General features: G+C 70.9%; 27 protein-coding genes. 8 read left to right on the top strand and 19 right to left on the bottom strand.

All coding sequences use genetic code 11. From position 1 onward, the window contains the following. The 5 genes from H0523_RS10145 to H0523_RS10125 all read right to left on the bottom strand — a co-directional run. On the bottom strand, window positions 1–280 hold a 280-nt coding region (locus tag H0523_RS10145; protein ID WP_371741530.1), incomplete at its 3' end, for an anti-sigma factor family protein. A 1-nt stretch (window position 281) separates the two neighbouring features. Continuing rightward, window positions 282–794 carry an RNA polymerase sigma factor gene (locus H0523_RS10140; RefSeq protein ID WP_006390948.1) on the bottom strand — a complete coding sequence of 171 codons (513 nt, stop codon included), beginning with the start codon at window positions 792–794 and terminating at the stop codon, window positions 282–284. Between the two features lie 30 nt (window positions 795–824). Further along, a complete protein-coding gene (locus tag H0523_RS10135) occupies window positions 825–1193 on the bottom strand; it encodes a COG4315 family predicted lipoprotein (protein WP_054428606.1) in 369 nt (122 codons plus the stop codon). A gap of 147 nt (window positions 1194–1340) precedes the next feature. Continuing rightward, a complete protein-coding gene (locus H0523_RS10130) occupies window positions 1341–1805 on the bottom strand; it encodes a GNAT family N-acetyltransferase (protein ID WP_054428605.1) in 465 nt (154 codons plus the stop codon). A 9-nt stretch (window positions 1806–1814) separates the two neighbouring features. Then, entirely contained in the window at window positions 1815–2741 is a 927-nt protein-coding gene (locus H0523_RS10125; protein ID WP_054460429.1) for a LysR family transcriptional regulator, read from the bottom strand. A 61-nt stretch (window positions 2742–2802) separates the two neighbouring features. Here H0523_RS10125 and H0523_RS10120 point away from each other — a divergent pair, with 61 nt between their 5' ends. Beyond that, on the top strand, window positions 2803–3945 hold the full coding sequence (locus tag H0523_RS10120) for a 4-oxalomesaconate tautomerase (RefSeq protein ID WP_054429220.1): 1143 nt from the start codon (window positions 2803–2805) through the stop codon (window positions 3943–3945). A gap of 59 nt (window positions 3946–4004) precedes the next feature. Next, on the top strand, window positions 4005–4973 hold the full coding sequence (locus tag H0523_RS10115; RefSeq protein WP_054428603.1) for a Bug family tripartite tricarboxylate transporter substrate binding protein: 969 nt from the start codon (window positions 4005–4007) through the stop codon (window positions 4971–4973). Here the strand turns inward: H0523_RS10115 and H0523_RS10110 are convergent. From H0523_RS10110 to H0523_RS10085, 6 genes are all read right to left on the bottom strand, one after another. After that, entirely contained in the window at window positions 4930–6330 is a 1401-nt protein-coding gene (locus H0523_RS10110; RefSeq protein ID WP_054460431.1) for a DUF1501 domain-containing protein, read from the bottom strand. The genes H0523_RS10115 and H0523_RS10110 overlap by 44 nt on opposite strands. Beyond that, window positions 6327–7889 (bottom strand): DUF1800 domain-containing protein, encoded by a 1563-nt coding sequence (locus H0523_RS10105; protein ID WP_054460433.1) that lies wholly within the window; start codon window positions 7887–7889, stop codon window positions 6327–6329. Before H0523_RS10105 ends, H0523_RS10110 begins: the two co-directional genes overlap by 4 nt. Before the next feature lie 152 nt (window positions 7890–8041). Further along, the gene (locus tag H0523_RS10100) at window positions 8042–8746 is read right to left on the bottom strand and encodes an SDR family oxidoreductase (RefSeq protein ID WP_054460435.1); all 705 of its coding nucleotides are present in this window, start codon (window positions 8744–8746) and stop codon (window positions 8042–8044) included. A gap of 87 nt (window positions 8747–8833) precedes the next feature. Next, window positions 8834–9286: an azurin gene (gene azu, locus H0523_RS10095; RefSeq protein WP_054428600.1), complete on the bottom strand. Its 453-nt coding sequence runs from the start codon at window positions 9284–9286 to the stop codon at window positions 8834–8836. Between the two features lie 165 nt (window positions 9287–9451). Further along, the gene (locus tag H0523_RS10090; RefSeq protein WP_054428599.1) at window positions 9452–10786 is read right to left on the bottom strand and encodes a ferredoxin reductase family protein; all 1335 of its coding nucleotides are present in this window, start codon (window positions 10784–10786) and stop codon (window positions 9452–9454) included. 10 nt (window positions 10787–10796) lie between these two features. Continuing rightward, window positions 10797–11123, bottom strand: coding sequence for a PepSY domain-containing protein (locus H0523_RS10085; RefSeq protein WP_054428598.1), 327 nt, complete (start codon window positions 11121–11123; stop codon window positions 10797–10799). Window positions 11124–11320: 197 nt separating this feature from the next. Here H0523_RS10085 and H0523_RS10080 point away from each other — a divergent pair, with 197 nt between their 5' ends. Genes H0523_RS10080 through H0523_RS10070 form a run of 3 tightly spaced genes read left to right on the top strand, consistent with a single transcriptional unit; the run spans window position 11321 to window position 13718 of the window. Then, window positions 11321–11668 (top strand): PepSY domain-containing protein, encoded by a 348-nt coding sequence (locus H0523_RS10080; protein WP_054428597.1) that lies wholly within the window; start codon window positions 11321–11323, stop codon window positions 11666–11668. Further along, window positions 11668–12330, top strand: a complete 663-nt coding sequence (locus H0523_RS10075) for a response regulator transcription factor (protein WP_054428596.1) — start codon at window positions 11668–11670, stop codon at window positions 12328–12330. Before H0523_RS10080 ends, H0523_RS10075 begins: the two co-directional genes overlap by 1 nt. Continuing rightward, window positions 12327–13718 (top strand): ATP-binding protein, encoded by a 1392-nt coding sequence (locus H0523_RS10070; RefSeq protein ID WP_054428595.1) that lies wholly within the window; start codon window positions 12327–12329, stop codon window positions 13716–13718. Before H0523_RS10075 ends, H0523_RS10070 begins: the two co-directional genes overlap by 4 nt. Here H0523_RS10070 and H0523_RS10065 read toward each other — a convergent pair. From H0523_RS10065 to H0523_RS10050, 4 genes are all read right to left on the bottom strand, one after another. Further along, complete coding sequence (locus H0523_RS10065) at window positions 13715–14143, bottom strand: universal stress protein (RefSeq protein WP_054428594.1); 429 nt, start codon at window positions 14141–14143, stop codon at window positions 13715–13717. The genes H0523_RS10070 and H0523_RS10065 overlap by 4 nt on opposite strands. A gap of 11 nt (window positions 14144–14154) precedes the next feature. Next, window positions 14155–14580: a universal stress protein gene (locus H0523_RS10060; protein WP_054428593.1), complete on the bottom strand. Its 426-nt coding sequence runs from the start codon at window positions 14578–14580 to the stop codon at window positions 14155–14157. A gap of 189 nt (window positions 14581–14769) precedes the next feature. Continuing rightward, window positions 14770–15573 (bottom strand): glutamate racemase, encoded by an 804-nt coding sequence (gene murI, locus H0523_RS10055; RefSeq protein ID WP_054428592.1) that lies wholly within the window; start codon window positions 15571–15573, stop codon window positions 14770–14772. Between the two features lie 89 nt (window positions 15574–15662). After that, complete coding sequence (locus H0523_RS10050) at window positions 15663–16583, bottom strand: LysR family transcriptional regulator (RefSeq protein ID WP_054428591.1); 921 nt, start codon at window positions 16581–16583, stop codon at window positions 15663–15665. A gap of 132 nt (window positions 16584–16715) precedes the next feature. Between H0523_RS10050 and H0523_RS10045 the strand changes: the two genes are divergently transcribed. From H0523_RS10045 to H0523_RS10035, 3 genes are read left to right on the top strand one after another with little or no spacing between them, the layout of a single operon-like run. After that, window positions 16716–17294, top strand: coding sequence for a chromate transporter (locus H0523_RS10045; protein WP_035359414.1), 579 nt, complete (start codon window positions 16716–16718; stop codon window positions 17292–17294). Further along, window positions 17291–17815 carry a chromate transporter gene (locus tag H0523_RS10040; RefSeq protein WP_054428590.1) on the top strand — a complete coding sequence of 175 codons (525 nt, stop codon included), beginning with the start codon at window positions 17291–17293 and terminating at the stop codon, window positions 17813–17815. The genes H0523_RS10045 and H0523_RS10040 overlap by 4 nt, the downstream gene beginning before the upstream one ends. A 33-nt stretch (window positions 17816–17848) precedes the next feature. Further along, window positions 17849–18538 (top strand): DUF1345 domain-containing protein, encoded by a 690-nt coding sequence (locus H0523_RS10035; protein WP_054428589.1) that lies wholly within the window; start codon window positions 17849–17851, stop codon window positions 18536–18538. Between the two features lie 57 nt (window positions 18539–18595). Here the strand turns inward: H0523_RS10035 and H0523_RS10030 are convergent, their stop codons facing one another. From H0523_RS10030 to fdhD, 4 genes are all read right to left on the bottom strand, one after another. Beyond that, window positions 18596–19729 (bottom strand): methyltransferase, encoded by a 1134-nt coding sequence (locus tag H0523_RS10030; protein WP_054428588.1) that lies wholly within the window; start codon window positions 19727–19729, stop codon window positions 18596–18598. Window positions 19730–19885: 156 nt separating this feature from the next. Next, the gene (locus H0523_RS10025; protein WP_054428587.1) at window positions 19886–21553 is read right to left on the bottom strand and encodes an OFA family MFS transporter; all 1668 of its coding nucleotides are present in this window, start codon (window positions 21551–21553) and stop codon (window positions 19886–19888) included. A 147-nt stretch (window positions 21554–21700) separates the two neighbouring features. After that, a complete protein-coding gene (locus tag H0523_RS10020; RefSeq protein WP_006390923.1) occupies window positions 21701–21958 on the bottom strand; it encodes a formate dehydrogenase subunit delta in 258 nt (85 codons plus the stop codon). A gap of 5 nt (window positions 21959–21963) precedes the next feature. Then, window positions 21964–22800 carry a formate dehydrogenase accessory sulfurtransferase FdhD gene (gene fdhD, locus H0523_RS10015; protein WP_054428586.1) on the bottom strand — a complete coding sequence of 279 codons (837 nt, stop codon included), beginning with the start codon at window positions 22798–22800 and terminating at the stop codon, window positions 21964–21966.

Below are 22800 nucleotides of genomic sequence, written 5' to 3'. Positions count from 1 at the left end.
CGGCCGCCAGGGCGCGCCACGGCAGGCGGCGCGCGGGGGGCGACAGCGGCAGGCGCAGGGGCAGGGGTTCGTCCAGCACCGGATCGAGCAGGGCGTGCAGGGCGCGGCGCTGGGCCTGCCAGGCGTGGACGCGGGCCAGGTCCTGCGGGTGGGCGGCGAGGAAGGCGTCGACCTCGGCGTGGCGGCCGGGCGGCAGCTGGCCGTCGGCGTAGGCGTGCAGGTCGGCTTCGGTGATCGGGTTGCCGGCGTTGGGGACGGCGTGGAGGCGTTTGTCGTTCATGTCATTTCACGCGATGGAGCCGGCTGGCGGGTTCCTGGCCTTGCATCAGGGCGCCCAGCCGTTCGCGGGCGCGCGACAGGCGCGACATGACCGTGCCGATCGGCACGCCCAGCACCTGCGCGGTTTCCTGGTACGACAGGTCTTCCACGCACACCAGCAGCAGCACTTCGCGCTGCTCGGCCGGCAGGCCTTGCAGGCAGCGGTCCAGGTCGCGCACCTCCAGGTGGTCGGTCTGCGTGGCGCGCACCGGCACGTCGGGCAGGTCGCCCGCGCCGGCCTGTTCGGCCTGCCGGTGGTTGGCGCGCACGCCGTCGATGAAATGGTTATGCATGATGCCGAACATCCAGGCCCGCAGCTCGCCGCGGCGCTGCCAGCGCGAATAGCGGCTCCAGGCGCGTTCGAGCGTGTCCTGCACCAGGTCGTCGGCCCGGTGCGGGTCGCCCGTCAGCCCGCGGGCGTAGCGCCGCAGGCTGGGGATGCAGGCCAGGATCGCGGCTTCGTCGTCGGCGCGCATGGTCGGGCGTGGATGGGCGGCGCGGCCGGATCAGGGCTTGATGACGTGCCAGACGTCCTTGAAGTTGTCGCCGGTCTTGTCGCCCGGCTTGGCGTCCTTGGCGTACAGGTAGACGGGCTTGCCCTTGTAGGCCCACTGCTTGGACCCGTCGTCGCGGGTGATGATGCTGAGGTCGCCCGAGGCCTTGGCGTCGGCGGCGGCGGTGACCGGGGGCCAGATCTTGGCGCACTGGTCGTTGCAGGCGCTCTTGCCGCCGGCATCCTTGTCGAAGGTGTACAGGGTCATGCCGGCGCTGTTGACCAGGACGCCGTCCTGGGTCTTGACGGCCTGGGCGTGGGCGCCGGCCGAGAACAGGGCGGCGGAGGAGAGAACCAGGGCTGCGGCGATTTGAGTACGCATGTCGTGCCTCGTAGATGGGAAAGTGGGGGACTGCCCTCTACAGACGCCGGGCGGAACGGGAATATTCCGCCGCGGGACAAAAAATTGTGGAGGGCCGGGGATGACGATCCAACCGAGCCTCGCGCGGGCCCTGGGCAACGGCCGCCGTCAGGCGTGGCCGCTGGCGGGCGGGGCGGGTTCGTAGCGCATTTCTATTTCCAGGGCGGTCTCCTCCACGGGGGTGAAGCCCAGCGACTCGTAGAGCCGGCGGGCGGGGTTGCCCTTCAGGACGGACAGGGTGACCGGGGCGCCTTCGTCGTCCGCCTGCCGCAGCAGGCTCGCCAGCAGGCGCCGGCCCAGCCCCTGGCCCTGGAAGGCCGGGTCGATCTGGATCTGCACGACGCGCCAGCCGGCCGGGTCGCGGAAGGTCTTGAACAGGCCGGCCGGGCGGCCGTGCAGCCAGACGATCTGGGCGTCGTCGAAGTGGTAGCGGATGCGCGCCAGGTGATGCGCATCGTCCTGCGGCGCGCCGGCGCGCGCCAGGTGTTCGGTCATGGTCGCCTTGCGCAGCGACAGCAGGAACGGCAGGTCGTCTTCGGTGGCGGCTTGCAGCGCCAGGGAATGGGGGCTCATGGTGCGGCTTCAGGGTTGCTTGAGGGGACCACGCTTGGCGCTTTTGCCGGCCTGGTGGATGAGGTTATAGAGCTGTTGCGCCGCCGGCGCCAGGGGGCGGCCCCTGCGCGAGATCAAACCCAGGCTGCGGGTGACGCGCGGATGCTCCAGTTTGATGCCCGCCAGGGTGGGGTGGCCGGCCGGCGGCATCGCCAGCTGGGGCACCGCCGCCACGCCCAGGCCGGCTTCCACCAGGCCCAGCAGGGTCATGACGTGGCTGACCTCGAAGGCGCTGACGGTGCGCTTGCCGCTCTTGGCTAGGGCGTCGTCGATCAGCAGGCGGTTGCCGCTTTCCTTGGCCACGGTCATGAAGCGTTCCTGCGACAGCTCCTCCCACGATACGCTGCGGCGCGCGGCCAGCGGATGGTCGCGGCGCACCGCCAGCACGAAATCCTCGCGCAGCACCGCCTTGAAATCCACGTCCGGCTCCTGGGTGCCGAAAAAGCTGATGCCGAAGTCGGCGCGGCCGGTCACCACGCTGTTGAGCACGGTGTGGGCGGTCTCGTCGATGATGCGGACCCGTATCCGCGGAAAGCGCTCGGCGTAGTCGTGAATGATGGCGGGCAGGAAGTAATAGGCCACCGACGGCACGCAGGCCACGGTCACCAGTCCGCCGCGCTGCGCCGCCAGGTCGCCGATGCTGAGCACCGCGCGCTCCAGTTCGTCGATGGCGCCGCGGGCCCGTTCCAGGAAGATGCGGCCTACGTGCGTCAGCGCCACGCGGCGCGTGGTGCGTTCCAGCAGGCGCGCGCCCAGCAGGTCCTCCAGCTTGTCGATGCGGCGGCTCAGCGCCGGCTGCGACAGGTTCAGGTCTTCGGCCGCGGCGCGGAAACTGGCGCGTTCGGCCACGGCCACGAAGGCCTGCAATTCCTGCAAATCGAAATTGATGCGTGCCATGCATTAATCCATCCGTAAGTTGCAATTCAAATAATAGCCGCGCCGTCGCAGAATGCACCGCATGGAAACGATCATCCCTTGCGTACTGATGCGCGGCGGCACCTCCCGCGGCCCCTTCTTCCTCAGCGACTGGCTGCCCGCCGATCCCGCCGAGCGCGACCGGCTGCTGCTGCAGGCCATGGGCTCGCCCCACGCGCTGCAGGTCGACGGCCTGGGCGGCGGCAACTCGCTGACCAGCAAGGTCGCGATCGTGTCGCGCTCGACCCGGCCGGACTGCGACATCGACTATCTGTTCGCGCAGGTCTCGGTGGACCGCGCCAGCGTCGACACCCGTCCCAACTGCGGCAACATGCTGTCGGGCGCCGCGCCCTTCGCCATCGACGAGGGCCTGATCGCCGCCGCCGACGGCGAAACCGCGGTGCGGGTGCACAACGTCAACACCGGCGCCGTGATCGAGGCGGTGGTGCAGACGCCGGGCGGCCGCCTGACCTACGAAGGCGAGGCGCGCATCGACGGCGTGCCGGGCGTGGCCGCGCCGGTGCGCCTGAACTTCCTGGACGCCTGGGGCGCGGTCACCGGCCGCCTGTTCCCCTCCGGCCAACGGCAGGAAATCGTGGACGGCGTGGCCGTCACGCTGATCGACGCGGCCATGCCGATGGTGTTGCTGCGCGCCGCCGACTTCGGCCTGCGCGGCGACGAGTCGCCGGCCGAGCTGGACGCCGCCCCGGCGCTGCTGGCGCGCCTGGAGCGCATCCGCCGCGAGGCCGGCGCCCGCATGGGGCTGGGGGACGTATCGAACAGCGTCATTCCCAAGCCGGTGCTGCTGGCGCCCGGCGGCGATCCGGCCATCCTGTCCGTGCGCTCGCGCTATTTCACGCCGCACGCCTGCCACCGCGCCCACGCCGCCACCGGCGCCGTCGGCGTGGCGGCGGCCTTCCTCATGCCGGGCACCGTGGCGCATGATTGCGGCGGGCCCGCGCCCAGGGCGGGCTATCGCGGCGTGCGCATCGAGCACCCGTCGGGCGGCATGGACATCGACGTGAACCTGGATGCGGCCAGCGGCGAAGTGCGCGCCGCCGGCCTGGTGCGCACCGCGCGCAAGATCATGAAGGGCCTGCTGTACGTGCCGGGGCGCTATGGCGCGGCGCGGCAGGAGCAGGACGCCCGCCACCGGCTGGCCGCGCGCCAGCCGGTGGCGGCATAGACCGACACAAGACCCAGCGGTCCGCAGAGACCGCCCACAGAACCCTCTGGAGACATGACATGGCTTTCCCCACCCGCAGCACCCTGTGCGCCGCCGCCCTTTGCCTGGCCCTGGGCAGCCCGGCCGCGCACGCCGAATTTCCCGAACGCGCCATCACCATGGTGGTGCCCACCGCCGCCGGCGGCGGCAACGACACCCTGGCCCGCGTGATCGGGCAGAAGATGGGCGAACTGCTGGGCCAGACCGTCATCGTGGTCAACAAGCCCGGCGCGCAGGGCGCCATCGCCGCCGACTACGTGGCGCGCCAGCCGGCCGACGGCTACACCCTGATGCTGGGCTACATCGGCACGCACGGCATCAACCCGGCGCTGCAGAAGCTCAACTACGATCCGGTGCGCGACTTCACCGCGATCGGCATGGTGGCCGACTCGCCCACGCTGATGGTGGTGTCCAGCAGCATCGGCGTGCAGGACGTGCCGGGCCTGCTCAAGTACGGCCAGGCCCACCCCGACGGCCTGAGCTACGCCTCGGCCGGCCCGGGCACGGCGCCGGCGGTGGCGGGCGAGCTGTTCAACCGCGCCACCGGCGCGGCCATGCTGGAGATTCCCTACAAGGGCTCGGCCCCGGCCATGACGGACACGCTGGCGGGCGTCACCCAGGTCATGTTTCCCAGCCTGTTCAGCGCCTATCCGCACCTGAAGTCGGGCAAGATCCGCGCGCTGGGCGTGGCCGGCACGCGCCGCGCCAAGGTGCTGCCCGACATGCCGACGCTGGCCGAACTGGGCGTGCAGGGCGTGGACGTGGCGCAGTGGTACGCGGTGTTCGCGCCCGCCAACGCCGATCCGCAGGTGGTCGCCAAGCTCAACACCGCGCTCAATGGCGCGCTCAACGATCCGGCCGTGGCCGGCAAGATCGACGACCAGGGCGCCGAAGTGCGCACCAGCACGCCGGCCGAGCTCGCCGCGTTCGTGCGCGAGGAAGCCGTCAAGTGGAAGCGCCTGGCGTCGACGATTCACGCGGCGCTGTAAACAGCGCCAGCGGCGCGGCGTCGAAATGGCGCAGGTTCGGAAACACCAGCCGCAGGTCGTCCGCGCTGGCGCCGAACCAGCCGCCCAGCGCCGCGCCCAGCTGCTCCACCGCCAGCGTCGGCAGCAGCCGGCCGTTGTCGACGAAGCCGGGGCCGTCCGGCGCGATCTCGGGATGCGCGCCGTGGTAGCGGCCGCCGTTGACGGCGCCGCCCAGCACGAAATGATGCGCGCCCCAGCCATGGTCCGAGCCGTTGCCGTTCGACCCCAGCGTGCGGCCGAATTCCGAGGCGGTGAAGGTGGTGACCTGGCGCGCCACGCCCTGGCCCGCCAGCGCCGCCTGGAACGCCGCCAGCGCCTGGCCCAGCTCCTTGAGCAGGGCGGGATGGGTGTCGTTCAGGCCGGTGTGGTTGTCGTAGCCGTTCTGCGACACGAAGAACACCTGGCGGCGCGCGCCCAGCGCCTGGCGCGCGGCGATGATGCGCGCCACGATCTTCAACTGCTGCGCCAGCGGCGAGGCGAAATCGCCCGGCACCGCCACGCCCGACAAGGCCGTCCGCAGCCGCGCGTCGGCGTCGATCGACTGCGCCGCGATGCGTGACATCTCGCGCTCCATCAGGTGCTCGCGCGGTTGCGTGATCAGCTGGCGCAACAGCGCGGTGCAGGCGCTGGAGCCATACATGTCGCGCGTCAGCAGCTCGATGCGGGTCGAGCCGTTCACGCCGACCCGGTAACCCGCGACGTGGCGGCCCGCCAGCAGCACGGTGCTGCCGCCGGCGGTGATGCCGGTGAAGCTGCGCTGCGCGTTGATGTCGGCGTACAGGTCGGTCAGGCGGCCGGCCCAGCCGGAGGAAGCACCTTCCGGCGCCAGCGCCTGCCAGTACGATTGCTGGTCGTTGTGCGAGAACAGCTTGGGCGGCAGCGGCACGCGCGCGCCGATGTAGTCCGCCTTGCTGGTGGGCGTCACCAGCGGGCCGACGTTCAGCACCGCGGCCATCTCGCCGCGCTCGAACAGCGGCGCCAACGGCGCCAGCGATGGGGCCAGCGCGAACTGCGCGCCACCGGCGGCGGGCGTTGCGCCACGCAGCGCCGTGGCCTGCAGCGCCTCGCGCGGCAAGGCGATGTCGGTGCGCGCCGCGGCGTAGGCGCGATAGGCGGCGGGGTCGAACGGCACCAGCGTGTTGAACGGGTCGTTGCCGCCGTACAGGAAGACGCACACCAGCGCCTTGTAGTCTCCCGGCGGCGCCGACTGCGCGGCCGCCGCGCCCAGCGCCGCCAGGTTCAGCGCCAGCGGCGCCGCCGCATGGCTCGCGCCCAGGGCGCAGGCGCGCAGCAGGAATTCGCGGCGATCGGCTCTCATTTCTGCACCAGGTATTCGGGGCTGGCCGCCACCAGCGTGATGGCGGCGCGCACCCGGTCGAGCGGCCGTTCGCGCGGCAGGGTGTCGACCGCCCGCGCGATGGCCTGCGCCGTGGCCGCGCTGAAGGCGTCGCCCGCCAGCAGCAGCACGACCCGCGCCACCAGCGCATCGGCGTCGGCGGCCAGCGCGATCTCGGCGGTGTACGGGGTCTGCAGGTCTTCCCAGCCGCGATCGACGTAGATGGCCACGAAGTTCAGGTAGCCGGCGATGCTGGTTTCATCGGTGATCTGCAGTTCCGGCGCGACCAGGCCGCGCCGCGCCAGCTCGGTGACGGGCGGCGTGTAGCGCGGCCGGAAGAAATTGAACACGCTGGCCGAGCGCATCGGGCTCTGCGCCAGCCGGATGGTGTTGTCGGTGGTGTCGGGCATGGCCCAGGCGCCGTTGGTGGAGGTGGCGCCGAACGCCCGCGCCCAGCCGGAAAAACGCAGGATCGGCTCGCGCACCTTGCCCCAGCCCGGCGAGGCCAGATCGGGGTGGCGCGCCTCGTCGTCCAGCAGGATGGCGCGCACCACCGCCTTGAGATTGCCGCGCGCGCCGTGGCCGTCGTCGTCGAACACGGCCGCCACGCGGCCGACGTAGGCCGGACTCGGATTGCTGGTGACCAGCTGCTGGATCAGTTGCGTGCCGATGAACGGCCCTACGTTGGGATGCGCGCTGATCACTTCCATCGCGCGCTTGAGCGACAGGTGGCCGTCGGTGCCGGGCGGAATCACCGCGCCCAGGAAGCGCTTTTCGGCCAGCGAATGCAGCGCCGGATTGAGCGCCATCGGCCGGCGGTGGAACTGCACGTCGGTCTCGGGACCGTCCAGGTCCCAGCCGGTGAAGACCTTGGCCAGGCCCTGCACGTCGGCGTTGTCGTAGGTTTCCACCGGCGCGCCGTTGGCCAGGCGCGGCGTGCCGTCGCGGTTCAGTTCGACCAGGCCGATGCTGAACAGCTGCATCACCTCGCGCGCATAGTTCTCGTCGGGATGGCGGCCGGTGCGCGGGTCTTCCTTGCGGTTGCCGCGATAGGTCAGCATGCAGCCCATCGACAGGTTGCGGGTGACGGCTGTGAGCAGGTCCTGGTAGTTGCCGAAGGCATGCTCGGCCAGCAGGTCCATGAAGCCGGCGGCGCCGAACAGCGGCCAGTTGGCGGTGATCGACGCCACCCCGACCACGAAGATCTCCGACAGCGCGAACGCCACCCGGGTGCGGACCTGGTCCTCGGCGCTGATGAACTTGCGCCACAGCGTCGATTCGAGCGGCGCGTTGATGCCGTTGCCCTTGTAGGCCTCGGTGTCCTTGCCTTGCTGCAGCAGCCAGTCGAAATGGCTTTGCGAGGGCGGCAGCGCCAGTTGCGCGTCGAGCCATCCGGCGTAGCCGTCGCGCGCCACGGCGTCGATCAGCGCCGGCGTCGGGCCGAAGGTGGCCTGCGCCAAAAAGCGCGAGGCCTGGCCGGGCGTGGGCGGGCGGGTTTCAGCGGAAGCGGGCGGGGCCGCTCCGGACGGCGACGCGGACATGCAGGCAGCCCCGGGGTCGAATGCGAAAGCCTACGGTAGCGAAGCGCCAGGGGGGCTTCAAGACCGCCATTCGGACGAGGGACTAATCCTTTTGTACGAGGCGCGCGCGAGCGGCGCGCCGGCCCGCGCGGGGGCGGGCCGGGCCGCGTGGATTACAACGAACGGGTGATGCCGCCGTCGATGCGGATGTTCTGCCCGGTGATGTAGGACGAGGCGTCGGAAGCCAGGAAGGCGATCAGGTCGGCCACTTCCTCGGCGGTGCCGTAGCGGCCCATCGGGATGCGCACGCGCCGGTCTTCCTTTTCCGGCAGGCTGTCGATGAAGCCGGGCAGCACGTTGTTCATGCGCACGTTGTGCTCGGCGTATTCGTCCGCGAACACCTTGGTGAACGCGGCCAGGCCGGCGCGGAACACGCCGGACGTGGGGAACAGCGCTTCCGGTTCGAAGGTGGCGTAGGTCGAGATGTTGACGATGGCGCCGGATTGCTGGCGCTTCATGACCGGCGCCACCAGGCGCGCGATGCGCACCACGTTGAGCAGGTAGAACTCCATGCCCAGGTGCCAGTCGTCGTCGCTGATTTCCAGCAGCGGGCCCTTGGGGCCGTGGCCGGCGCTGTTGACCACGGCGTCGATGCGGCCCCACTGCTGCAGGGTCGCGTCCACCAGCCGGGCCAGGTCCTCGGGCGAGCGGTTCGAGCCGGTCACGCCCAGGCCGCCCAGCTCGGCGGCCAGCGCCTCGCCCTTGCCGGACGAGGACAGGATCGCCACGCGGTAGCCGTCGGCCGCCAGTTTGCGCGCCGCCGCCGCGCCCATGCCGCTGCCGCCGGCGGTGATGATTGCCACTTTATCCGTGCTCATGCGTCGTTCCCCAGGGTGTCGGAAAACGGCCATTGTAGGGGCGGGCGCGGCGGCCCCGCGCAGATCCCGCGAGGCCGGCAGGGGCGATCAGTCGACCAGCTTGAGCACGCCCTTCATCAGCGCGAAATGGCCGGGGAACGAGCAGAAGTAGGCGTAGTCCTGGCCGGCGGCCAGCTTGCTGACGTCGAAGGTGACCGAATCGGTCTCGCCGCCGCCGATCACCTTGGTGTGGGCGATGACGCGGGCGTCGTCCTTCTTGACGTAGTTGTTGTCCAGGCCGGCGGCCATGCCGTCGTTGACGGCGCCCTGCATGTCGGCCTGCTTGGTCAGCACCCAGTTGTGGCCCATGACGTTCTTGGCCAGCGTGCCGGGGTGCTTGAGGTTCACGGTGAACTGCTTGCAGCTCTTGCTGACCGTGATTTCCTTCTTGTCGAACTGCATCTGGTCGTTGCCGGCTATATCGATCGAGCATTCGGCGGCCAGCACCGGGGCCGAGACCAGGGCCAGGACGGTCGCGGCGCAGAGATTCTTCAACAGCATGTTCGTGCCTCCAGGGGGGACGGGGGAGAGGGGCCGCGGCGCCCGCAGGCGCGGTATCGCGGTGGTTTCCGTATTCTCGCCCCAGTCTACGCCCTTCGAGGCCGGGCAGCCGGCAGCGGGTTTGACGCAGCGCAAACCCGCGCCAGTGACTTGGCCTGGACCCGGCTAGCGCATGTCGAAGGCTTCCTGGTGCCAGTGGATGCGGCCGCGTCCCAGGCGCCGCAGTCCCTTGCGCAGCGCGGTCGCCAGCCCGGCGGGGCCGCAGTACCAGACATCGGCGACCCGACCGGCGGCCACTTCGCCCTGCGCCAGGGCGGCGGCGTCCAGCCGCTGGCCATCGGCCGCGCTATGCACCTGCAAGGTGACGTTGTCGAGCCGTTCGCAGCGTTGCCGCAGCACCTCCACGAACGGGTCGGCGCCGGCGTCGCGCACGCAATAATGCAGCCACACGGGCGACGGAGCGCGGGGCGCGTCGCGCGCCGCTTCCAGCCAGGCCAGGAACGGCGTGACGCCGATGCCGCCCGCGATCCACACCTGAGGGCCGGCGGCGGGATCGGCGGGGCGTTCGAAGCGGCCATAGGGTCCCTCGACCGTGACGGGCGCGCCCTCGCGCAGCGTGGCCGCCAGGCGTCGGGTGTAGTCGCCCAGCGCCTTGATCTGGAACGTCACGTCGCGGCGTCCGGGATGCGGCGCGCTGGCGATGGTGAACGGGTGCGCGCCCTCGCCGCGCTCGAAGGTGACGAAGGCGAACTGGCCGGCGGCGTGGCCGGGCCAGCGCGCATCGAGTTCACAGGTGACTTCGAGGATGTCACCGGGGCGCTGCGCCAGCGCCGTCACCCGGCCCGCCACGCGCCGGCCCTGGCCGACGCGGCCGGCCAGCGACAGCAACGCGGCCCAGGCTCCGCCCGCCATCAGCGGCAGCAGCAGCACGCCGGTCGGCCCGGTCCAGTAATAGGCCGGCGCCAGCGCCAGGGTGTGGAACGCCAGTATCAGATAGGTCAGCGGCATGGCGCGGTGGACGATGCGCCAGGCGTGGTAGGGAAAGCGACGCCACAGCGTGATGACCAGCATGGCCAGCAGCGCGTAGATCGTCCATTCGCCCAGGTCCTTGGCCAGGCCGCGCGAATCGGTCAGCATGGCCAGCACGGCGTCGCGCGCCGGCCGTCCTTCGATGCCGACCAGCGCCTTCAGCGGCGTGCTGGCCAGCTTGATCAGCCAATGCGCCGCGCCCGCGCCGATGGCCAGGATGCCGGCCCATTTGTGCAACCGGTAGACCTTGTCCATGCCGCCCAGCGGGCCTTCCAGCCAGGCCGGACGCAGCGCCAGCAGCATGATCAGCGACATCAGTCCGATCGACCAGACGCCAGTCAGATACAGGGCCTGCTGCCGCAGCGCCCAGGGCCAGGCGGCCCCGGATGCCGGTTGCAGCAGGAGGGCGTCGACCGCCCAGGCGCCGGTCAGCGCGAGCAGGAAGAGGCCCAGGGCGGAACGGGTTTTCATGGCGCTTGCCTCAGTCCTTGATACGGCTGCGCAACACCGCGCCGGTCTGCGCGTCCACGCGCAGCTTCACGCGCTGGCCCTGCGGGTTGTCGGCCTTGACGTCGTAGCCGCGCTGATGCTCCAGCTCGATCTCGGTGATGTTGCGGTAGCCCGCAGCGGTCAGCGTGTCGTAGATCTGGCGCACGGTCAGGATCTGCGCGGCGGGCGCGGCCTGGGCGGGAGCTGCGGCGGCCGGTGCTGCGGCGGGCTGGGGCGCGGTCTGCGCCAGCGCGGCGGTGCCGGCGAGGGCGGCGGCGCCGATGGCCAGGGCGGACAGGGTCTTGCGGATCGGGTTCATGCGGTTCTCTCCTGAAGGTCGAAGTCGGGCCGTGGATCGGCCATGACGTCATTATTCGGGCGGGCGCATGAACCCGTTCTGAAGCCGCCGTTCACCCGCCGTTCATGTTTGATCCGCTATAAATGAGACGCTTGTCTTCCCCTGTTTTTCCCCCGCGCGCCGGGTTACCCTGGACGCGTTCCCCTCACGGAAACCCCATGACCGCACGTTCGCGCATCGCACTCTGGCTGACCGGCTGCGCGCTGGTCCTGGCGCTGGCCGCCGGCCCGGGCGCGGGCGTGGCCGACGAGAGCGACCACGAGCAGGCGCGGCAGGCGCTGCAGGCCGGCAAGGTGCTGCCTCTGCGCTCGGTGCTGGACATCGTCGAGCGCGATTTTCCCGGCCAGGTGGTGAAGGTCGAGTTCGAGGAAGACGACGGCGTGTTCCTGTACGAGATCCGCCTGCTGCAGCCCGGCGGCAGCCTGGTGAAGCTGAAGATCGACGCGCGCGACGGCACCGTGCTGGGCATGAAGGGGCGCGACATCCAATTCAGGAACCGACACTGATGCGCATGCTTGTCGTCGAGGACGAACCGACCCTGGCCGCGCAACTGGCCGACGCCCTGCGCCACGCGGGCTACACCGTCGACACCGCGGCCGACGGCGCCACCGCCCACTACATGGGCGAGGTCGAGACCTACGACGTGGTGGTGCTGGACCTGGGCCTGCCGGTGATGGACGGCCTGACCGTGCTCAAGCAGTGGCGCGCCGCCGGGCGCGGCATGCCGGTGCTGATCCTGACCGCGCGCGCCAACTGGCACGAGAAGGTCGCCGGCATCGACGCCGGCGCCGACGACTATCTCACCAAGCCGTTCCACATGGAAGAATTGCTGGCGCGCGTGCGCGCGCTGCTGCGCCGCCACAGCAATCACGCCAGCGCGCAATGGCGCTGCGGCCCGCTGATGCTCGACACGCGGCTGGCCAAGGCCACCGTCGACGGCTTGCCGCTGAACCTGACCAGCCACGAATTCAAGGTGCTGGCGGTGCTGATGCAGCGCGCCGGCGAAGTCGTCTCGCGCGGCGAACTGATCGAGCACATCTACGCGCAGGACCACGACCGCGATTCCAACACCATCGACGTCTTCATCGGCCGCCTGCGCAAGAAGCTGCCGGCCGACACCATCGAAACGGTGCGCGGGCTGGGCTACCGGCTGGCCTGTCCCGCATGACGGCGGCGCGCGCGCCCGGCTCGCTGCGCTGGCGCCTGCTGGCGGGCACGCTGGCCTGGATCGCGGTCACCGTCGTGCTGGCCGGCTGGGGCCTGGCCAGCCTGTTCCGTCAGCACATCACCGAACAGCTGCGGGCCGAACTGGCGCTGCACATGAACCAGCTGACGGCGGCGGTCAGCGTGGCGCCGGACGGGCGGCCGACGGTGGCTTCGCCCCTGAGCGACCCGCGCCTGGAGCTGCCGCTGTCGGGCCTGTACTGGCAGATCGACCGCCTCGACGACAACGGCCGCGTGGCGGCCACCGGCGTGGCGCGCTCGCGCTCGCTGTGGGACCAGGTGCTGGCCTTGCCCGCGGCCGACAGCGCCGACGGCGTCTACGACATCGCCGGCCCGCAGGACCATCGCCTGAGCGCGTTGACGCGCCTGCTCAAGCCCGAGGACGCCGACGCCGTCACGCTGCGCCTGATCGTGGCGGCCGACCGCGCGGTGCTGGCCGAGCCGATCGAGCGCTTCAACCACATGCTGCTGCTGTCGCTGGGGGCGCTGGCCGCCGGCCTGGTGGCGGCGGCGGTGGTGCAGGTGGCGGTCGGACTGCGGCCGCTGGGACGGCTGCGGCGCCAGCTGGCGGCGCAGCAGGGCGGCAACAGCCTGCACATCGACGGCCGCTTTCCCAGCGAGATCCAGCCGCTGGTGGACGACTTCAACCGCGTGCTGGCGGTGAACGCGGACATCGTGCAGCGCGCCCGCACGCAGGCCGGCAACCTGGCGCACGCGGTCAAGACCCCGCTCACCATCCTGGGCAACGCGGCCGCGCGCGAGGATGGCGCGTTCGCCCGCCTGGCGCGCGAGCAGGTGGCGATGGCGCAGCGCCAGATCGACCATCACCTGGCGCGGGCGCGGGCCGCGGCGGCGTCGGGCACGGCCGGCGGGCGCACGCCGCTGCGGGCGCCGGTACAGGCGCTGCTGCGGGTCATGCAGCGGCTGTACGCGGCGCGCGGGCTCGAACTGGAAATGGCGGACTTCGCCGACGGCCTGGAATTCCGCGGCGAGGAACAGGACCTGCAGGAGATGGTCGGCAACCTGCTCGACAACGCCTGCAAATGGGCCGCGCGCCGCGTCCGCATCGGCGCGCGGGCCTCGGCGCCGGACCGCCTGCAGATCGTGATCGACGACGACGGCCCCGGCATCGCCGAGGACGAGCGCGAACGCATCTTCGAGCGCGGCGTGCGCATGGACGAGCAGCGGCCCGGCTCGGGCCTGGGCCTGGACATCGTGCGCGACCTGGCCGGCACCTACGGCGGCGAGGTCAGCGCCGGGCAGGCGCCGCTGGGCGGCCTGCGCGTGACGCTGACGCTGCCGGCGCTGCCGACCGGGGCCGGCGCGCGCTAGCGCACCAGCGTCACCGGCACGTCGGCCAGTTGCACCACCTGGTTGGCGACCGAGCCGATCAGCATGCCGGCCAGCGCGCCATGGCCGCGCGTGCCCATGACGATGCGCGCGCATTGATGCTGTTGCGCGTAGTGGGTGATCTCGACGGCGGGATTGCCGAATTCGACGTGGCTGGTGTAGTCGGTGCCGGTGACGTCGAGCAGCTTGCGCGCGTCGTCGGCGGCTTCCTGGCCTTCGCGCACGTAGTATTCGTCGATCATGTCCTGGGTGACCAGCCGCGACAGGCCGGCGCGGCCCTGCGGCGGGGTCTGGATGTTGAGCAGGTGGATGCGCGCGTCGCGCGCGCCCTGGGCCAGCTGGCGCGCGTGCAGCACGGCGCGGTTGGCATTGTCGGAGCCGTCAACCGGCACGAGGATATGCAGCATGGCGGGCCTCCTTATTTGACCAGGGTGACGGGCAGCGCCGTCAGGTGCAGGACCTTGGTGGCCACCGAGCCCATGAACAGCGCGGACGCCGATCCCAGCCCGCGCGTGCCCATGAAGATCTCGTCGGCGTCGATCTCGGCGGCCACGCGGGCGATGGTTTCCGCGGTGGCGCCGGTCTCGACGCGCTGGCCGAACGGCACGCCGGCCTCGGTCAGCAGCGCGCTGGCTTCGCGCAGCGCGGCCTGGCCTTCTTCCTGGTGGTAGGCGTCGATGTCCGCCTGCGACAGGCCGCGGCCGATCTTGCCGGCCTGCAGCGGAATCTGTACCGTCAGCAGTTCGACCCGTTCGACCGGGTCGTAGCCGCGCGCCTGGAGCATTGCCCGGACGGCATGCACGGCGTGTTGCGAGCCATCCACGGGGATCAGAATGCGTTTCATCGACGTCTCCTTGTTGTCCGCGAGCCGCGGCGATGCGCCGCAGTGTCTCCACTGTACGAAATTATCCCGCGCCAGGGGCGGCGGCGGGATGCGCGGAATCAAACGAAGCGGGATCGTCCGCGCGGGACGGCGTGCGTCCCGCGCGGGGAGGCGCGGCGGATGCATCGTCGGGATGGCCCGCCGGCGGCCTCAGCGCCAGCGCGCCGGGGTCTGCGCCGCCTCGGCCGGCAGGCCCAGCAGCTGGGCCGCCATGCGGCCCAGCGTGGCCGCGTCGCCGGTCGTCTCCAGCGTCACCGAGCCGGCGCCGTCCGTCGCCAGCAGCCCGCGCTCCTGCAATTGATGGCGCAGGCGGCGCGCCACCGGGCCGCCGGTTTCCAGCAGCGGCACGGACGCGCCCGCCTCGGCCTGGATCGCGTCGTGCAGGAACGGGAAATGGGTGCAGCCCAGCACCAGCGCGTCGGCGCCCTGCGCCAGCAGTTCGCGCACCGGCGGCGCCACCACGCGGGCGGCGGCGGGGCCGTCGATCTCGCCGCGCTCGACCTGCAGCACCCATTCGGGACAGGGCCGGAACAGGATGCGGATCTCGGGCGCCTCGCGCTGCACCAGCGCCGCGAACTTGGGGCTGGCCAGCGTGCCGGTGGTGGCGAAGACGCCGACCACGCCGCTGCGCGTCAGGTGCGCGGCCGGCTTGATGGCCGGCTCCACGCCGATGATGACCAGGTCCGGATGGCGCGCGCGCAGCAACGCAATGGCGGCGGCGGTGGCGGTGTTGCAGGCCACCACCATGGCCTTGGCCCGGCGCGACACGAAATAGTCGGCGATGGCCAGCGCGCGCTGCTGCACGGTCTCCTGGGTCTTCTCGCCGTAGGGCACGTGGGCGGAATCCGCCAGGTACAGCAGATGTTCCCGCGGCAGCGCGTCGCGGATGGCGCGCAGCACGCTCAGTCCGCCGACGCCGGAGTCGTATACGCCTATGGGGTGGGGGGCATGCATGGGGCAAGCAGCGAGAGCCAGGATGGCGCCCAGTGTAGCGCCCGGGGCCTGTTCACCCCGTGAGAGGCGCCTTTCCGTGTGAGCCGCCCCTAGTCCTCCGGCGTTTCGCGATGCGCGCGCACTTCCTCGATCAGCCGGCGGGTCGCGCCCGACAACGGCGCGTCGCGCCAGATCAGGGTGAGCGGGGCGCGCAGCTCCACCGGGCCGGTGACGTTGACGTACACCACGCCCTCGATGTTGACCCGGCGCAGCGAGGCCGGCACCAGCGATACGCCCAGGCCGGCCGCCACCAGGCTCAGGGTGGACAGCACGCGCGGCGCCTCCTGCGCCACCCGCGGGCTGAAGCCGGCGGCGCGGCAGCCCGAGATGATGGCGTCGTACAGGCCGGGGCCGCTGTGGCGGCGGTACAGGATCAGCGATTCCTCGGCCAGCTCCGACAGCGCGATGCGCTTGCGGCCGCGCCCCTTGACCATCGGATGGTCGGCGGGAAAGGCGGCCAGCATGGTTTCCTCCAGCACGCTTTCGACCGCCACGCCGCGGTCGGCGCCGTGCGCGCCGCGGATGAAGGCGACGTCGACCCGGCCGGCGCGCACGTCCTCCATCAGTTCGCCGGTGCTGCTTTCCTCCAGCACCAGCCGCACCTGCGGCGCGCTTTCGCGAAAGCGCCGGATCACCGATGGCACGAACGGGTGGAAGGCGGCCGAGCCGGTGAAGCCGACCGTCAGCCGGCCGGCCTCGCCCAGCGACACCCGCCGCACGCCGTCGACCGCCTGGTCGACCAGCGCCAGGATGCTGCGCGCGTCGGCCAGCAGGGCCCGGCCGCTTTCGGTCAGTTCCATGCCGCGCGGCAGCCGGTGGAACAGCGTGACGCCCAGCTCCTGTTCCAGCACGCGGATCTGCTGGCTGAGTGGGGGCTGGCGGATGCCCAGCCGGGCGGCCGCCTTGGTCAGGTGGGATTCCTCGGCCACCGCCAGGAAGTAGCGCAACAACCGCAGGTCGACGGATGCCATATGTATTGAATATGAATGTTTAACCAGTCATATATTAGACATTATCTTGTCGCGGGAGTAGGCTGCGAGCTATTCCTTCACTCCCGGCGCCGCCGCGCCGGCGCTTCGCGGACCGGCCCCGGCCACACCACAATGAACGCAGCAGCCCCTGATTCCCCCGATGCCGCCACGCGGCCGCCGCCCACCTGCGGGCAACTGTTCTACGGCTTCCTCATGCTCGGCCTGACCGCCTTCGGCGGCGCGCTGCCGCTGGCGCGGCGCATGGTGGTCGAAAAGCACCGCTGGCTGTCCGGGGCCGAATTCACCGACCTGCTGGGCCTGTGCCAGTTCCTGCCGGGCGGCAACATCATCAACCTGTCGGTGGCGCTGGGCATGAAGTTCCGCGGCCCGCGCGGCGCCTTCGCGGCGCTGATGGGCCTGATCCTGGCGCCGTCGGCCATCGTGGTGCTGCTGGGCATGGTCTACGACCGCTTCCAGAACGATCCGCACATCCAGCATCTGTTCGCCGGCCTGGCGGCCGCGGCGGCGGGGCTGCTGATCTCGATGGCGGTCAAGATCGGCGTGCCGGTGCTCAAGCGCCGCGACTGGCTGGCCGGCACGGTGGCCACCGCCTGTTTCATCGCCATCGCGGTGCTGCGCATTCCGCTGCTGCCGACCATGGCGGTGCTCACGCCCCTGAGCATCCTGCTGGTCTGGAGGCAACGTCGATGATCCAGACCCTGATCGCCCTCGCCATCATCTTTTCGCAGCTGTCGGTGCTGGCCTTCGGCGGCGGCAACACCATCCTGCCCGAAATGCAGCGCCAGGTCGTGGAGGTGCACGGCTGGATGACGGCCGCCGACTTCTCCGCGCTGTTCGCCCTGGGGCAGGCGGCGCCGGGCCCCAACCTGATGGTGGTCACGCTGGTCGGCTGGCACGTGGCCGGCTGGGCCGGCATGCTGGTCACCACCCTGGCCAAGTTCGGGCCGTCCTCGATCATCACCATCATCGCGCTGGGGCTGTGGGAGCGCTTCAAGGACCGCCCGTGGCGCGGCGTGATCCAGGCCGGCATCTTCCCGATGACGGTGGGGCTGGTGGCCGCCAGCGCCGCGCTGATCACCGAGGCCTCGGCCCACACCTGGCTGCTGGGCGCGATCACCGCGGTGGTGGCGCTGCTGGGCAGCGTGACGCGGATCCACCCGCTGTGGCTGCTGTTCGGCGGGGCGCTGGTGGGATTGCTCGCGATCGGTTAGCGTGGAGGCTCTTGCCACGCGTGGGAGCCCGCCATGACGCTGCCGGTCAAGGATCCGGATACCGACTCGACCCAGGCCGGCGTCGCGCCGCTGCCGTTTTTCCATGCGCACCAGCGCCTGGTGCTGTGCGGGCTGCTGTTCGCCGCGGTGGCGGTGGGATTGTGGCGCGCCGGGCTGGCGCCGAGCCGGGCCGGCCTGCTGGGCTTCGATCTCGCCGCGCTGGTGTTCCTGCTGCTGACCGGCGCGGCCTTCGGCAAGGCGACGCCCGCCACCATGCGGGTCCGGGCGCAGCAGGTCGATGTCGGCCGTAGCGCCGTGCTCTGGAGCAGCGTGCTGCTGTCGTGCCTGGTGATGCTGGCGCTGTGGATGGAGATGCGCGCCGCGGGCGGCCTCGAGGGCGCGGCCGACCTGATCGCGGCGGCCGCCAGCATCGTGCTGTCGTGGCTCTACATGAACATGATCTTCGCGCTGCACTATGCGCATGGCTACTACAGCCACCGCAACGGCATGCACAAGGGCCTGGACTTCCCGGGCAAGGAAGATCCCGACTACTGGGACTTCGCCTACTTCGCGCTGGTGCTGGGCATGACGTTCCAGGTCTCGGACGTGCAGATCGTCAGCCGCCGGCTGCGGCGCACGGCGCTGATGCACAGCGTCATCGCCTTCTTCTTCAATGTCTTCATCATCGCCATCAGCGTCAACGTGGCGGCGGGGCGGGCATGAAAAAGCCCGGCCGCGGTGCCGGGCTTTTTCATGGCCGGAAAGACAGTCGGCCCGCGCTCAGGCCGCGGCGGCCAGGCGCCACAGCGACGTGACTTCCTTCGAGCGCGCCGCGTACAGCGGATCGTCGGCATCCTTGGCGCGGCCATGGGTGGGCCGCGTGTCGATGCGCTCGACCACGCGCAGGCCGGCCTGCTCGATCATCTCCAGCAATTGCTCGCGGGTGCGCAGGCCCAGGTGTTCGGCCAGGTCCGACAGGATCAGCCAGCCCTCGCCGTTGGGCGTCAGGTGCGCAGGCAGGCCGTTCAGGAAGCCGCGCAGCATGCGGCTGTCGGGGTCGTAGACCGCGTGCTCGACCGGCGAGCTGGGACGGGCCGGCAGCCACGGCGGGTTGCACACGGCCAGCGAGACCCGGCCCTCGGGGAACAGGTCGGCCTCCACCACCTCGACCTGCCTGGACAGGCCCAGCCGTTCGAGGTTTTCGCGGGCGCAGGCCAGCGCCCGCGGGTCCATGTCGGTGGCGATGACGCGCTTGCCGCCGCGGCGCGCCAGCACGGCCGCCAGCACGCCGGTGCCGGTGCCGATATCGAAGGCCACGCTGCCGCGCGGCATCGGGGTGCGCGCCACCAGATCGATGTACTCGCCGCGCAGCGGCGAAAACACGCCGTAGTGCGGGTGGATGCGGTTGTCCAGCGCGGGAATCTCCACGCCTTTCTTGCGCCATTCGAAGGCGCCGATCAGGCCCAGCAGTTCGCGCAGCGACGCCACGTAAGGTTCGTCGGCGGGGCCGTGGGCTTCTTCGCAGGCCTGCCGCGCGTCCGGCGCGCGGCGCAGCGAAATGCCGTGGCCGGCGTCGAACGGAATCAGCAGCATGCCGAGGATGCGGGCGCGCTGCGACTGGATTTGCCGATGCTGGTTGAAGGCCTCCAGCATGCTTTCCACCGGCTTGCGCGGGCGCTTGTCGACGCGGCGCGTGATGGCCTGCAGCAACTGGCGCGCGTTCTGGAAGTCGCCGCGCCACAGCAGGCCCACGCCTTCGCACGCCAGGCGATAGGCCATGTCCGCCGTGGTGCGGTCGTCGGCCAGCACCACGCGCTTGGGCGGCGTGGCGCCGGATTCCGAGCGCCAGCGGGCGGTGTGGTGGGTCTGGTCAGGGGCCTCGCCCTCTGTCCAATGCAGTTCAGGCTGGGTCAACGGGACGCTCCGGGCAAGGCGGGCTTCAGGGGCAAGGCGGTCATGAAACGGGGAAATCCAGGGGAAGACAAAAGAAAAAGGCGCGGTCTGCCAATGTAGCAGCTTCGCGCCTTGGGGGGCGGCGGACGGCGCCTGGCGCCGCCCGTCGGGGCCGTATCAGTGGAACAGCACCACGGCCTTCTGCAGCGTGATCCAGATGCCCCAGGCCAGCGGGATGCCGACGCAGGCCCAGGCGAACAGCACCAGCGCCGCCGGCGTGCGGAAGGTCGAGGCGCCCACGCCGTGGGTCTCGGCCGCCGCCGCGCGTTCGTGCGCCAGGGCCTTCTCGCGCGCCAGTTCCTCGTCGGTCATGAAGTACTTGGGGTTCACCGGGCGGATCGCCAGGTTGCACAGGAAGCCCAGCACCAGCATGCCCGCCAGGATGTACATGGTGATGTCATACACCTGCGCCCGCGGCACGCCGATGGACAGCTGGTATTCGCGGATGTAGTTCACCAGCACCGGCCCGAAGATGCCCGCGGCCGACCACGCCGTCAGCAGGCGGCCGTGGATGGCGCCGACCATCTGCGTGCCGAACAGGTCCGCCAGGTAGGCCGGCACCGTGGCGAAGCCGCCGCCGTACATCGACAGGATGACGCAGAAGGCCGCCACGAACAGCGCCAGCGCGCCCATGTGCGAGGTCCACGGGATCGAGGCGTACAGCACGAAGCCCAGCACGAAGAAGATCAGGTAGGTCATCTTGCGGCCGAGCTTGTCCGACAGGCTGGCCCAGAAGAAGCGGCCGCCGATGTTGAACAGGCTGAGCAGGCCGGTGAAGCCCGCGGCGATGGCGGCGATCGAGGCCAGCTGGGCCTTGTCGAGCTGGCCAAAGCCCAGTTCCGGCTTGTTGATCAGGCCGCCGCCGAACACTTCCTGCAGCAGCGGCGAGGCCATGCCCAGGATGCCGATGCCGGCGGTCACGTTCAGGCACAGCACCAGCCACACCAGCCAGAATTGCGGCACGCCCCAGACCCGCTTCACGTGCACGTGGCCCTTGGTGATCATGGCGTTGTTGGCGTGCTTGGCGGGGGCGGTCCAGCCCTCCGGCTTCCAGCCGGTGGGCGGCACGCGGTAGCCGAGCGCGCCCGACATCATGAAGATGAAGTACACCAGCGCCATGGTCAGGAAGGTCTGCCACACGCCCGGCGAGGTGGGCGTGGCGAAGTGGCGCATCAGCAGGTCGGCCAGCGGCGCGCCGATCATGGCGCCGCCGCCGAAGCCCATGATGGCCATGCCGGTCGCCATGCCGCGACGGTCCGGGAACCACTTGATCAGCGTGCTGACCGGCGAGATGTAGCCCAGCCCCAGGCCGATGCCGCCGATCACGCCGGAACCGAGCCACAGCATCCACATCTGGTGCAGGTAGACGCCGAAGGCCGAGATCACCAGGCCGCCGCACCAGCACAGCGCCGACACCACGCCCGCCTTGCGCGGACCGGCGCGTTCCAGCCAGCCGCCCCACAGTGCCGCCGAGCAGCCCAGCAGCACGAAGAACAGCGTGTACATCCACCCCATGGTGGAGATCTTCCAGTCGCAACTGGTGGTGAACAGCTCGGCCACCAGGCTCATGTCGGGCGGGCAGGCCAGTGGCTGGGCGCCGCCGACCGCCTTGGACAGCGGCAGCCAGAACACCGAGAAGCCATAGGCCATGCCGATGCACAGGTGGATGGCCAGGGCGGCCGGGGGTACCAGCCAGCGGGAAAAACCCGGTCCGGCGATGGTGCGTTCCTTGTCCAGGAAGCCCGGCTTGGCGCCGGGCAGGTCGAGTGTTGCAGTGCTTTCCATGAGGTCTCCTCGGGGTGCGGCTTTATAGCGGCGTGGCCTGGAAAAATCCAGTCCCGCCGCTTCTTGTTGAACCCTTTGCTGCGGTAAAGCTTGCTGCGCTCGCGCGCCGGCTGGCGGCGCGCGGGTCGGTCGTGGTGCTGGCGCCGGTCAGGGCACCCGCGCCAGCGGGGTCAGGCGCTCGCGGTTCTGCGTGACCGCCTCCAGCACCAGGGGATGCAACTGTTGTTCGCCGGCGTCGCCATCGGGCTGCCGGGCCAGGAAGTCCAGCAGCTCGTTGCGCATGCGGGGCTCCCAGAATTTGTGGATATGGTTGGCCACGCCTTCCACCGCCTCGGGCCGCAGCGGCATGGCTTCGAAGAATTGGCCGATGCGGTTGGCCATGCGGATCAGGTTGCCGATTTCCATGCGTGTCAGGTCTGCGAAGTGATGCGTTCAGGGTGGGAATACAGGGTGGCGTCGTCGTTGCGCAAAAAGCCCAGCAGCGCGATGCCGGCGCTGTCGGCCAGCCGCACGGCCAGCGCGGTGGGGGCCGACACCGCCGCCAGGATGCCGACGCCGGCCGCGGCGGTCTTCTGCACCATCTCGAAACTGGCGCGGCTGGACACCAGCACCACGCCGTGCGCGGCGGACAGCCCCTGGCGCGCCAGCGCGCCCACCAGCTTGTCGAGCGCGTTGTGGCGGCCCACGTCCTCGCGCACCAGCGCCACGGCGCCGCTGGCGTCGGCCCAGCCGGCGGCGTGGGTGGCCCCGGTCAGGTCGTGCAGCGCCTGGCGCGAGCGCATGTCGCGCATCGCCCGCAACACCGCGCCCACCGGCAGCGGCGCGCCGGCCGGCACCGGCGCCACCGGCCGCAGCACCTCGGGCAGCGTCTCGACGCCGCACAGCCCGCAGCCGGTGCGCCCGGCCATGGCGCGGCGGCGCGATTTCAGCCGCGCCTCGCAGGCGCTGGAAATCTCGATCTGCACCACGATGCCGTCGCACTGCGGCAGCACGTCGATGCCGCGCACGTCGGCCACGCCGTCGATGATGCCTTCCGACAGCGAAAAGCCGACGGCGAAGTCCTCCAGGTCGGCGGGCGTGGCCAGCATGGTGGCGTGGCTGATGCCGTTGAACTCCAGCGCCACCGGCGTTTCCTCGGCCAGGTTGTCGCCTTCGGCGCCGGGCGCGATGGCGCCGGCCCGCACGCGGGTCACCTGGGCCGCCACGTGCTCGGGGCGGGAGGAGGGGGGAGGGGCGCTGTGGTCCAT

The organism is Achromobacter insuavis, from assembly GCF_902859645.1.
Taxonomy (GTDB): Bacteria; Pseudomonadota; Gammaproteobacteria; order Burkholderiales; family Burkholderiaceae_B; genus Achromobacter; species Achromobacter insuavis.
The sequence above is the reverse complement of the archived record's forward strand: the minus strand, read 5'-3'. Positions and strand labels throughout refer to the sequence as shown.